The 12,655-nt window shown below is 58.2% G+C and carries 7 protein-coding genes; 4 read left to right on the top strand and 3 right to left on the bottom strand.

From position 1 onward, the window contains the following. Positions 1-96: 96 nt before the first annotated feature. Positions 97-2,226, bottom strand: a complete 2,130-nt coding sequence (gene recQ, locus H8S59_RS22295; RefSeq protein ID WP_095093433.1) for a DNA helicase RecQ — start codon at positions 2,224-2,226, stop codon at positions 97-99. 187 nt (positions 2,227-2,413) lie between these two features. Between recQ and H8S59_RS22290 the strand changes: the two genes are divergently transcribed. The 3 genes from H8S59_RS22290 (at position 2,414) to H8S59_RS22280 (ending at position 3,800) form a co-directional block, all read left to right on the top strand. Then, positions 2,414-3,001 carry a UPF0149 family protein gene (locus H8S59_RS22290; protein WP_027900056.1) on the top strand — a complete coding sequence of 196 codons (588 nt, stop codon included), beginning with the start codon at positions 2,414-2,416 and terminating at the stop codon, positions 2,999-3,001. A 10-nt stretch (positions 3,002-3,011) separates the two neighbouring features. Beyond that, complete coding sequence (locus tag H8S59_RS22285; RefSeq protein ID WP_095093434.1) at positions 3,012-3,413, top strand: YbaN family protein; 402 nt, start codon at positions 3,012-3,014, stop codon at positions 3,411-3,413. Positions 3,414-3,605: 192 nt separating this feature from the next. Continuing rightward, positions 3,606-3,800 carry a hypothetical protein gene (locus tag H8S59_RS22280; protein WP_187522827.1) on the top strand — a complete coding sequence of 65 codons (195 nt, stop codon included), beginning with the start codon at positions 3,606-3,608 and terminating at the stop codon, positions 3,798-3,800. A 173-nt stretch (positions 3,801-3,973) separates the two neighbouring features. Here H8S59_RS22280 and pap read toward each other — a convergent pair whose 3' ends face one another. Beyond that, positions 3,974-5,470, bottom strand: coding sequence for a polyphosphate:AMP phosphotransferase (gene pap, locus H8S59_RS22275; protein ID WP_095093436.1), 1,497 nt, complete (start codon positions 5,468-5,470; stop codon positions 3,974-3,976). A gap of 218 nt (positions 5,471-5,688) precedes the next feature. Further along, complete coding sequence (locus H8S59_RS22270; RefSeq protein WP_187522826.1) at positions 5,689-10,416, bottom strand: dermonecrotic toxin domain-containing protein; 4,728 nt, start codon at positions 10,414-10,416, stop codon at positions 5,689-5,691. 260 nt (positions 10,417-10,676) lie between these two features. Here H8S59_RS22270 and mnmC point away from each other — a divergent pair, with 260 nt between their 5' ends. After that, complete coding sequence (gene mnmC, locus H8S59_RS22265) at positions 10,677-12,653, top strand: bifunctional tRNA (5-methylaminomethyl-2-thiouridine)(34)-methyltransferase MnmC2/FAD-dependent 5-carboxymethylaminomethyl-2-thiouridine(34) oxidoreductase MnmC1 (protein WP_187522828.1); 1,977 nt, start codon at positions 10,677-10,679, stop codon at positions 12,651-12,653. Positions 12,654-12,655: the final 2 nt, after the last annotated feature.

Here is a 12,655-nt window from a genome sequence, read left to right as displayed (position 1 = left end):
CGGCTAAAGCCGGTCCCACGTCCTGAAACGCAGTGCTCCCAAATAGGCAGGGTTCCCATTCAAGCTGGCGTCACCGGGCTGTAACTGCTTAGAAAGTCAAACCTCGAACTCAGCCTGCAACGCAGCGCGCACGCAATACAGAACACCCTCGGGGACGCGCCCGGTGAACTGTTCGGCGATGGCGGCTACCGGAGGTAACTCGCCCTCGCCATCCAGGAATGCATCCTGGATTTCGCTGAGCAAGTCTTCCGGCAAATCCAGTGCCTGCTCCAGCGAAAGCTGCTGCTTGCCGATCGCTTCGGCCAGCATGGTGTAGACATTCTTCTCGGTGCACTGCAACTGACCGGCAATCTGCGCAGGGGTCATACCGGCACGGGCCAGACTGATGAGTTCGTGGCGCACATCGGCCACGACTTTCGGCGCTTGCGCTGCACCGCCCAGTACTTCAAGGAAGGCCTCACCGTAACGCTCCAGCTTGCGTGCACCGACCCCGCTGACCTGGGCCATGTCAGACATGGTTTCCGGTTTGCTGCGCAGCATTTCCAGCAAGGTCGAATCCGGGAAAATAACGTAAGGCGGTACGCCGTGCTCTTCGGCCAGCTTGCGCCGCAGAGCGCGCAACGCTTCCCACTGCTCGCGCTCTTCACCCCGCACCAGCTGACTGGCCGGGCTGCCGGAGCTGCTTTTTGCAGCGGTCTGCGGTTTCAGATCGCGACGCAACTCCAGCGTCACCTCGCCCCGCAACAGTGGGCGACAGGTGTCACTCAGACGCAGGCCGCCGTATCCTTCCAGATCGATATCAGCCAGCCCGCGGGCAACCAGCTGGCGGAACAACGAACGCCACTCGCCCTCGGCGCGCGCCTTGCCGACGCCAAATACCGAGAGGTGTTGATGACCAAAGCTCTGCACCTTCTCGGTGGACTTACCCAGCAGCACATCGACCAGATGACCCACGCCATAACGCTGGCCGGTGCGATAGATCGCCGATAAAGCCTGACGTGCAGGCTCCGTGGCATCCCAGGTCTGTACGCCATCAACACAGTTATCGCAATGACCGCACGGTTGAGGCATATCTTCGTCGAAATAAGCCAGCAGCGTCTGACGGCGGCAGCGGGTTTCTTCGCAAAGCGCCAACATGGCATCCAGCTTGTGATGCTCCAGACGCTTGTGCCGTTCGTCGCCCTCGGAGTTTTGCAGCATCTGCTTGAGCATCAGCACGTCTTGCAGGCCGTAGGCCATCCACGCATCGGCGGGCAAACCATCACGCCCCGCCCGACCGGTTTCCTGGTAATACGCCTCGAGCGACTTGGGCAAATCCATGTGCGCAACAAAACGCACGTTGGGTTTGTCGATGCCCATGCCGAAGGCGATGGTCGCAACCATGATCAGGCCTTCCTCATTAAGGAAGCGCTTCTGGTTGGCGGCACGGGTCTCGGACGGAAGACCAGCGTGATATGGCAGCGCCGGATAACCGTTTTCACAAAGAAAGGCGGCGACTTCATCCACTTTCTTGCGCGACAGGCAATAGACGATACCGGCATCGCTGCGGCGCTCTGACAAAAACGCCAACAGCTGCTTGCGCGGCGCCTCCTTGGGCACGATGCGATAAAAAATGTTCGGCCGGTCGAAGCTGGACAGGAAACGCTCGGCGTTCTGCAGATGCAGGCGGGTAACGATTTCCTCGCGGGTACGCTTGTCTGCCGTGGCAGTCAGGGCAATACGCGGTACATCGGGGAACAGTTCGGCCAATTGGCCCAGTTGCAGGTATTCAGGGCGGAAATCATGACCCCACTGGGATACGCAGTGAGCTTCATCGATGGCAAACAGGGCAATCTGCAGATTCTGCAAAAACGCCAACATGCGCGGCTGGACCAGACGCTCCGGTGCCAGATACAGCATCTTGATTTCACCCAGACGAATCCGGTTGGCCAGTTCGCGCTGCTGATCTGCGTTCAAGGTCGAGTTCAGCGCCGCCGCCGAGACGCCCAGCTCTTCGAGGGTCGCGACCTGATCGTCCATCAAGGCGATCAACGGGGATACCACGACCGCAAGGCCGTCACGCAACAGGCCGGGCACCTGGAAGCACAGTGACTTGCCGCCGCCAGTGGGCATCAATACCAGCGCATCACCACCGCTGGCCACGCGTTCAATAATGGCACCCTGGCGACCACGGAAGCTGTCATAGCCGAAGATGTCTTTAAGTACGCGTTGCGCCTGTTCGAGCATAAAAACCCCAGAATGTCCTGCTGCACTGCTAAAGCGCGGCAGTATACCCGACGTGTCACAGGCAAGGGGGGGCATGGATATAAGCGGTCGAAATTAAGCTATAGCGTAATGCGTCTACCTCCGCGCTGGCGCCCGGGACGCTCAGGGCCTAGAATTCAGCATCGTTTATTTTCAAGGTAGCCTGTCAATGTCCTTCGCTGAGCAACTCAACCGCCTGCAAGTCTTCCTCGATGCAGATGAACTGCATGACGAGGCACTGGACTACGTGGCCGCTCATGGCTACCTGACCGCCCTTTCGATCTGTGCTGAAAGCGTGCCCGAGCGCGAGTGGATCGATGCGCTGTTCTCCGAGCCACCCCATTACGCCGATGACGCCCAGCGCGAAGAAATCGAAGGCACGCTGATTCAGTTGCAGGCGCACATCGCGCGTCAACTGGCTTCGGACGAAGAATTCGAACTGCCATGCGATCTGGATCTGGGCGACGAGCCGGACGATTCCGATCTGCGCGGCTGGTGCATTGGCTTCATGGAAGGTGTGTTCCTGCGTGAAAGCGCCTGGTTCGAAACCGCCGAGGAAGAGGTCAGCGAAATGCTGTTGCCGATCATGGTCGGCTCGGGTCTGTTCGATGAGCAGCCTGAGTTCTCCGATATCGCCGCAGATGCCAATCTGATGGACGACATGATCGTGCAGATCCCGGAAGCCCTGACGGCGCTGTACCTGCTGTGCCAGGCGCCGGATGAGAAGCCGGCAATCCTCAAACCCCGCCACCACTGAGTCTGCGCCTATGGCGCAGGCCTCACCACGCACGAGTCGTAATCGGTTCGTGCGCTATGCCTTTCTTGGCGTTGGCTGGACAAGCGTGGTGCTGGGTGTGATCGGGATTTTCCTGCCGATCATGCCCACCACGCCTTTTCTACTGCTTGCCGCCGCGTGCTTTGCTCGCAGCTCTCCACGTTTTTATAACTGGCTGGTCAATCACAAGCGACTGGGCCCGTGGATTCGTGGGTACCTGGAAGGTAACGGTATTCCGCTCAAGGGTAAGGTTTACGCAATAGTCACGATGTGGATCAGCATCGGGTTTTCCTGTTATCTCGTCTCTTTCATCTGGGCAAGAGTATTTATGGTGGCCTGTGCGGTATTGGTCACGGTTTATATCCTGCGGCAGAAGACGCTGCACAAAGCTTGAGTCAAGGCCACGTTATCCCCTCGCCCCCGTCCGACATCACGGTTTTTTTCGGTATAAGGGTTATGAGAAAAACGTCTTGGCAACTCCCAAAGTTGTTCTTAGCTGTGATGTTACAAACCTGATACGGTTTTAAACGCATCAATCGTCAGTTTTTTGGCAAACAAGAACAGACTTACTTAGGGAGAAGTATTCATGCGCGATTTGACCCCGCTCTACGGTGCCGTCGTGCTGGCGGTAGCCAGTGTTCAAGGGCAGGCCATGCCGTTGGCCGATTTGATTCAGAGCATCCCCGATAAGCAACACATAGATGTCATCGAAACCGGTTACCTGCCCGTATTTGAAGTGGCCCGTTACCGAAGTGATGAATCACAGACGCTTCAAGGGTAACCGTGGCGAGGTACGCCTCTTTCGGAGCCTGCAAGATCTGACAGGCTTTAGATGACGTGGGACCGGCTTTAGCCGGGAAGGCTGCATTTTTGACGATAAGGATGTAGCAAATTCGCCAGGCCCTTCCCGGCTAAGGCCGGTCCCACGGTTGAGTTACCTCTCAGCATCAACGACTACTTTTTCTTGTCCCGGGCGAACGCTGCTTCCAGCGCCTCATTCAACGTGCGCAACACCTTTACACGTGCCCAGCGTTTGTCATTGGCTTCCACCAGTGTCCAAGGTGCGATTTCGGTGCTGGTGCGGTCCACCATATCCCCCACTGCCTGACGGTACTGTGGCCATTTTTCGCGGTTGCGCCAGTCTTCGTCGGTGATCTTGTGGCGCTTGAACGGGATCTTCTCCCGGGCCTTGAATCGCTCCAGCTGGGTTTTATCATCGATGGCCAGCCAGAACTTGACCACGACGATGCCAGCATCGGTCAATTGCTCTTCGAAGTCATTGATCTCGCCATAGGCTCGTAACCAGTCGGTCTCGCTGCAGAAACCCTCCACACGCTCCACCAGTACCCGGCCATACCAGGAACGATCGAACACAGTGAACTTGCCCCTTGCCGGAATCTGCCGCCAGAAGCGCCAGAGGTAAGGCTGGGCGCGCTCATCTTCGCTAGGTGCCGCAATAGGCACGATGTTGTACTGGCGCGGATCGAGTGCCGCGGCTACGCGACGAATTGCGCCGCCCTTTCCGGCCGCGTCATTGCCTTCGAACACCGCGACCAGCGCATGTTTGCGCATGCGCTTGTCGCGAATATTGCCTGACAGTCGCGCCTGCTCGGTGATCAACTGCTCCTCGTAATCGTCCTTGTCCAGACTCAAGCTCATGTCGAGGCTGCCCAACAGGGTCACGTCGTCATGAACAGGCGCCAATGGTCCGATGTTCAAGGGTTGTGGCTTATTCCCGGGAACGCTCAAGGCTGCCTGCATACCCTCAAGCAGCAAGCGCCCCACGGTCAGGCTGCGGTAATACGGATCAACGCCTTCAATCACATGCCACGGCGCATACTCGCGGCTGGTGCGACGCAACACACGCTCGCCGTATCGAACGAACTTGTCGTAAGTTTTAGATTGTTGCCAATCCAGCGGGCTGATGCGCCAGCTGTGCAGCGGATCATCCTTGAGCTGCTTGAGGCGTGACTTCATCTGTTTCTTCGACAGATGAAACCAGAATTTGAAAATCAACGCACCCTCGTCGGTGAGCATTTTCTCCAGGCGTTCCGAGCCGTTGATGGCCTGATCGAGTACCGCGTCCTTGAATAATCCGTGAACGCGGCTTTGCAGCATCTGGCTGTACCAGTTACCGAAGAAAATCCCCATCCGGCCCTTGGCTGGCAATTGCCGCCAATAACGCCACGCGGCGGGATGTGCCAGTTCTTCATCGGTTTGCTGATCAAAGGTGCGTACTTCGATGAACCGCGGGTCCATCCATTCATTCAAGAGCTTGACCGTCTCGCCCTTGCCCGCGCCCTCAATGCCATTGATCAGCACGATGATCTGGCGTTTGCCCTGTTCATGAAGATCGTATTGCGCTTCCAGCAATGCTTCGCGCAAAGCGGGTACTTCAGCGTCGTAGGTTTCCTTGGCGATGGCGTGACCGATTTCAGCGGATTCGAACATGCATGACTCCTCTAGCCTAAACCCACATAAGCATCTGCAACGACGATCCCCCTGTAGGAGCCGAGCTTGCTCGCGATGAACGATAACGCGGCCTGCCTGATAGACCGCAGCGCCTGTATCGCGGGCAAGCCCGGCTCCCACAACAACGAGATATGTAATCGTCGGCAAACCTCAGACTAATCCACCCCCGGCAAAGTTGCCGGAGATGGATCAATGAATCAGAACCACTGCTGGCGCATGTTGTTGGTCAACTGCTCCAGCAAGGCCTTCTCGGCCGCGTTCAGGCTGGCAATCAAGGCCCGGCCCTGTCGGTCGTACTCATCGTTATCAATGGGCGGGTTGGCCGTCAGTTCTTCAAGCTCGACAGTTGCCCGGCCCAAGGTTTCCAGATCGGTCGTCATCTGGGCCGCCATGAGGCGGACATTGATCTCGGTACGGCGGCGCAATTCCTCGGCGGCATCTACTGGCGGGTGCTCCTCAAGGGCGTTCATCTGTTCCTTGATTGACGCCGTCACTCGCGCCAGATCCTCTTGGTGCTCGGCACGCAGGCGCTCGTTCCAGCGACGGTCAGCCAGTGCATAGTTGATGAACTCATCACCGTTTTCGTGCTCCAGCACCCGCCGGCGAGCGGTGAGAATTGCCTGTCGGTCCACTGACGCCAGTCGCCCCCAGGTCATGCTCAAGGGCTGCCCGGGCAAATTCAGATCCTGAGCCAGACCGATTCGATACGCCATGCGCACTTCGGCATGGTCGACATAAACGCCGTTGGCTTCTCGACCGGCGATTTCCAGATCGGCGATCGTCTGCACCTCATTCAGGCGAAAGAGACCCCGCATGACCCGGAACAGAGTTTCGGTATGCTGCGCCTCTGACACCCCCTCCAACGCACTCCGGGCATACACCGCAACCTGGATGTCGCTGAAAATGAGTCTCGCGCCGTCTTCACAGGTCTGGTCGGCACCAAACAGACGGTCATTGGCCATGACTTCCAGCTCAGCGCGCAGTGCCGGGTTCTCCGCCGCCGCTTCAAGCACCCTCATCACGTCATTGGCCAGCTCTTCGCGGAAACGCTGGAAGTCTGGAGTCTCTCGAAGGCGTTGCAGTAACACCAACAGATGAGGGGCATCGCCTGCCTCTTCCAGTTGATGCCAGGCGATACCCAACCGGGAATTCAGCTCAGTCCGCCCATCAACCAGCCATATTTCGAGTTCCGGCAAAGGCGGAGCCAGCGGTGTGTGACCAGCGTTATGGGTATGCCAGGCGACACCATCATCCGACGAGGACTCGTCATCGCTGGTGGTGGTATCCACGATCAGATCACGGATGTCCTCCGGAAAGTCGCACTCAAGGCGATAGGTCATATCGTAGCCCCGATCATTGATCCAGAATCTGCGCAAGTCTTCATGGTCGATGGGGTTTTCGTAAGCATGTATGACCAGTTGCGACGGCTGCCCCATGCTGTTGTCAAGGATGTGATCGGGCAAATGCACTATCTGGTTGTCGCTGATATCCAGCGACTGCAACGGCAGGTCTTCAATCCAGGATGGCCACTGAGTCAATCCCGTATCATTAAGCCAAAGCATCGAGACCCGAAGCCGGTTCACATCAGTAATCTCTCCCAGCACATTGCCGGACAGATCCAGCTCGTTCAGGGTTTGAATTCTCATGAGCAGGTCCATGGATTGCTGATCGATAGTCAGTCCCATGCCTTCCAGTGACAGGTGAGACAATTCCCGCATCCCCGTCAAGCCTTCCGGTAGCTCAGTCAAGCCACCGCCGAGTATTTCAAGCCGCCTGACGTGGGAAAAACGTCCCAGCAAGCGATTTACATCTTCGACTCCGCCGGTAACCCTGTTCAGGGTCAGGTAATGGATTTCAGCGTAATGAGCGGGCAACTCGGGCATATCTGAAAAGCCCGTAAGGTCGAGGTTTTCAAACAGCAGATTGCTTGAGTGCATCGGCGACATCGAATCACTGAAACGCCAGGCGCGTCCGATTGCTTCGGCCATGGCCTGGCGGACTGCAAAGCGTTGGCTGCTGATCGAGGGGCCTGGCCCGACCGGATTCACCCATCCTTCCAGCGCACTGCGCAGCATCTCCCAGGATTGCAATCGGGCCTGGGTCATCTCCAGTATCTGCGCAGTACTCCATCCTCGAAACATCAGGTTCTGTGCATGCATCGCAATACCCGGAGACTCAGGATACAACTCGCTCAGAGCAGCAATCACCTCATCGGAGACTGTCGGCAAATCGGGTAACGCCGTGCCGCGACCGCTCAACGCGTAGCCAAAACGACGATCCGCCAGACGTGTCGGGCCTCGAAACCCGGGAGAGATTTCCTGAAGGCCCAGCGTCTTCGCGACCCTTCTGCGCTGGCTGGTTGCATCCCTGACAATCTGCTTGCGCAGCGCGACGGGGTCATTAATGCCAAGGTCGCGCACGCTGTCGCCAGGCAGCGCGTTCAGCACAGATGCGAAAAAGTCATCTTGAGGGGCGAGCTTCTTTCCCGCCATATCACATGGCGTGTAAAGATCACCCTGCTTGATCAGCACCCTACGTTGAGTCGCCGAGCGCTCACCGATACCGTCGAGCAGCGCCCCACCGAACGCACCATCGCGCAGTTCGATACGCAGGTTCTTCGGCCATCCAGGCAGATGTTCCAGACCGTGCAATGACAGTTTCGGCGTGTCGGGACTGGCGGCCCTGGACTTCAGAAAAAAGCCTTCGAGTGCTTGATTGATACGCGTCTGATGCAAGTAACCCCGCGCCCTGCCCACGAGATTCAGCGGAAGGGATTGTGTCGTTTTCAGGCTCGCCAATTGCTCGGTACTGGCTTCGCTCAATAGTTCACGCGCGGCTGCGCACGTCATGCCTGGAAAGTCTCGTTTTATGAGCTGTATCAGCGGATCAGCGCTGGTCTCACGTAACTGATTCAGGCGATCAAACTGCAGTCCGGCGTCGGACAACTGCGACACTTGCTCATCCAACGCGAACCGTTCTATGGCGTCAGTCAGCGCGGAGGGCGGTGGTAGAGATTCCAGGTGCAGTGTTGCGAGCAAGTTCTTGTCAGTCCCTGTTACCGCAAGTATGCCCTCCACCGCCTGATCAGAAAGCGATGCAACGGAATAGCCCAGGCGCTTGAATGAGGTTTTCATGTCCCAGCTCAGGGGATTCTCACCTTCATGCCTCCAGGCCCCCGCACCGTTGTGCTCAAGTCTCGGAGAGAAACGGCTCGTGCGGGGTGCCTTGATCCGCCATCTGTTGAGTGCCGTGTCCAGCTCAATACGATAAAACCGGCCCTGCAGCCCGATGTATTTCACGCCCTGGTGATCGAATACACCATCAGCACCGGGCTTCATGCCCTGCGGCAGCGTCACGTCGGTGGCGAAGGGGGCAAGATCCGGTGACCACAATCGCATCTGACCATTTTCCAGCCTGACCGGGATCATCCTGCCCACAAACGCCGAGTCTTTGATGGCTGGCAATTCCCCCGGAGAAGCGGCTTTACCGGCAGCGGCAAACACCGCAAGCATCGCCAGGTTTTGCGCGACACTGGTCAAATGCTCAAGCGCCTCGTCCATGTCGCCCTGAGCCCAGGCTTCAACGCCCTGAAAGGTATCTACCAAGAGTTGTGCACCGGCCACCACCATCATCACTTCACCCAACACCGGTACAAACAGCGCAGCCAGATTGACCACGTTCATACCGGTCGCCAGATAGTGAGCCAGGCGCGCTCTGCGTGAAGCTTCGTCCTCATCACTGGTAGGCACGGCCAATACCCGGGCATCGTCCTTGATGCGCAGCATTCGCTGGAAATGAAAGTACTCAAGCAGCGAATAAGGGATGATTTCCGTGGCCAGTCTCAAGTCAGCATTTTCGTCCACCTCGGGGACTCTCCACTGTCTGGAAATCAACCCTGTGTCGCCTGGCACAGGACGTTCGCGCATAGGCGTCAGGCAGGCACGGAGTTTGACCAGGAATTCAGCCCTGCGGCGCTGGGCAATCAAGCCAGCGAAAAACTGCTGATACCTGACGTTTCTCAGCTTTTTGCGCAGTTCTTTCATGAACTGGTCCAACGAGTCGTATTCCTTGAGTGGCGCAACCGGGTCGCCGGGCACATACACCACGCAGCCGTTCAGGTTGCGGGGCTGGAATACCAATACGTCGCGTACGGCGAACCCCAGCAGGGTCAGACGCTGAACGTCCACCGCCTCGCTCCGGCCTTTTTCAGCCCAATGGCCGCTCGCCGCCAGGATCGAACGATAAGCATCGTGGGAGAGCACGTCACTGCCCAACATGTGCGCAACATGCGCCTCGACATAAAACGCATTGCGTACCTGATGACTGAGCACATGCTTGATCTGCGCACCGCTCAACGCGTCTGCTGGAAGCTCGCTGGCGACCGGCTCCAGCACGCTCTTCAGATGGGCCTGATATTGGCCGCCCAGGTCCAGCGCTCGACATAAGGCCATGAATTTCGCCGGGCTAACCTTCAGCGGATGAGGAAAGCTGGTGCCCGCCGCAAAAGTCGCCAGATTGGGTTGGCCCTGATAAATCACCGAGTCGGCCGTGACCTCGTCGACTTCCTCTTGATGAAAGTTCTGCAGCGCCGCCTCCAGCAATGACTGAACGGTAAAACTGCGCTCCACCAGCTTGCTCGGCAAGGGCCATATGCTGTCTGCAAAACGGACATGGCGAAAGTGATCACGATCAATGTCCAGCCCCGGCCCGAACGCCTGCTTCAGCGCTGCGGCCAGGCGCGGCCTTGCGAATGTCATGAGGTCCTGCATGCCGCTCAATGCCTTTCGTACCTGGCTTCGCAAGTGGTGACTGCGCAACATGTCGCGACGCAGCCGCTCGCGCAGCTCCGCGGTGGTGTAGATGTACCAGGACGGCAAGGTGCTTTTGACGAGGTTCTGTTGGGTCTGAATGACAGTCGGGTTCATTGCTAAACTCCTATGAAAGAAGTCTACAAGTGATCAGTTTCTACAGCGCTGGAGGGGGTAGATAGTTAATACCGGGGTTGATTTCTCGATACATGCCCAGTCATGCAGTAAACCCAGTCCTTGCAGGAGCTGCCATAGGCTGCGAAGCGTTCAACCTGACCTGCCACGATCGCAGCCTTCGGCAGTGCCTGCACAGTCTGCACAGGTCCAGTGCTTGCTGAGCTAAGATGCACGCCCCCGCACCCAAGCCGAGCCAGACTGTGACCATCACCCGCCATGCCCAGATCGACTGGGACGATCAGGGCAACCCCCACTCTCGAGAGTTTTCCGACGTCTACTTCGCGACCGGAGCGGGCCTTGAAGAAACCCGACACGTATTTCTGGTGCAAAACGACCTGCGCGATCGTTTCAGCGCATTGTCGGAAGACGGTCGGCTGGTGATTGGCGAGACGGGTTTTGGTACCGGACTGAATTTTCTCTGTGCCTGGCAGTTGTTCGCCGAGTGTGCGCCCGCCTCGGCGAGACTGCATTTTGTCAGCGTCGAGAAATTCCCCCTCAGCCAGTCAGACCTGCACCGTGCGTTGAACCTCTGGCCGGAGCTGGCGCCTTTTTCAGCCCCGCTGCTAGAGCAATATGTCGCCGTGCACGAAGGTTTTCAGCGTCTGGTATTCGACGGCGGACGCGTGACGCTGACCCTGCTGATTGGCGACGTGCTCGACATGCTGCCGCAACTGGATGCGCAGATCGATGCATGGTTTCTCGATGGCTTTGCCCCGGCAAAAAATCCGGAGATGTGGACGCCCGAGCTGTTCGCAGAACTGGCCCGACTGGCTGCGCCCAACTCGACCATCGGCACCTTCACCAGCACCGGTTGGGTCCGTCGCGCTCTGAACGCTGCAGGTTTCAAAATGAAGCGTGTGCCGGGCATCGGCCACAAGTGGGAAGTGTTGCGCGGCACCTTTCTTGGCTGGCCGGAAGCTGCAACGCCCGTCCCGATGATCAAGCCGTGGTTCGCCCGCCCTGCACCACTCACCGGCGAACGCAAAGCGATCGTGATTGGCGGCGGCATGGCCGGTTGCACCACGGCCGCAAGCCTTGCCTCACGGGGCTGGCGAGTGACGTTGATAGAGCGCCACAACGACCTTGCACAGGAAGCGTCGGGTAATCCGCAAGGCGTGCTTTATCTGAAGTTGTCGGCCCACGGCACGGCGTTGTCGCAATTGATCCTCAGCGGTTTCGGTTATACCCGTCGTATGCTGGAGCGCCTGCAGAGGGGCGTCGATTGGGATGCTTGCGGCGTTCTGCAACTGGCTTTCAACGACAAGGAGGCCCAGCGTCAGGCGCAACTGGCCGCTGCATTTCCTGAGGAGTTACTGCATCTCCTGGACAAGTCAGCGGCCGAAGCTCGTAGTGGTGTGCGCCTCGAAAACGGCGGCCTGTTCTTTCCTGAAGGCGGCTGGGTGCATCCGCCTGCGCTGTGTCGTGCGCACGTAGGTCATCCGAATGTTCGCGTGCAACTTCATCATAATGTCGTCGAGTTGCGTCGAGAGTCCGGCCAGTGGCAAGCCTGGGATGGCGATGTATTGCTGGATCACGCCGAGGTCGTGGTCCTTGCGGGTGCGGCGGATATCAAGCAATTCCCTTTGAGTGCCGGGCTACCGCTCAAGCGTATTCGCGGACAGATCACGCGTCTGGCGCAGAATGAGGCCAGCAGGACGCTGACCACGGTGGTGTGCGCCGAAGGCTATGTCGCTCCGGCACGACTGGGTGAACATACGCTGGGGGCCAGTTTCGATTTCACCAATGAGGATTTGAGTCCGAGCACATCTGATCACTTGGGTAACCTGCAACTGTTGCAGGAGATCTCTGCGGATTTGAGTGAGCGTCTCGACGTCGCCCGTTTGCCCACAGAACAGTTGCAGGGCCGGGCAGCCTTTCGCTGTACCAGTCCGGACTATCTACCGATTATCGGACCACTGGCAGACAAGGACGCGTTTGTCCGGTCCTATGCCGCACTGAGCAAGGACGCCCGACAGATTCCAGAAACGCCCTGCCCCTGGCTGGACGGTCTGTACATCAACAGCGGCCACGGTTCGCGCGGCCTGATCACCGCGCCCCTCTGCGCCGAACTGCTCGCTGCCTGGCTAGACGATGAACCGCTGCCGCTACCCCGCAGCGTGGCCGAAGCCTGCCATCCGAACCGCTTCATGCTGCGGGAGTTGATTCGCGGGAAGTAAGG

The sequence above is a fragment of the Pseudomonas folii genome (assembly GCF_014357575.1).
Lineage (GTDB): Bacteria > Pseudomonadota > Gammaproteobacteria > Pseudomonadales > Pseudomonadaceae > Aquipseudomonas > Aquipseudomonas folii.
This window is presented reverse-complemented; position numbering and strand designations above follow the sequence as displayed.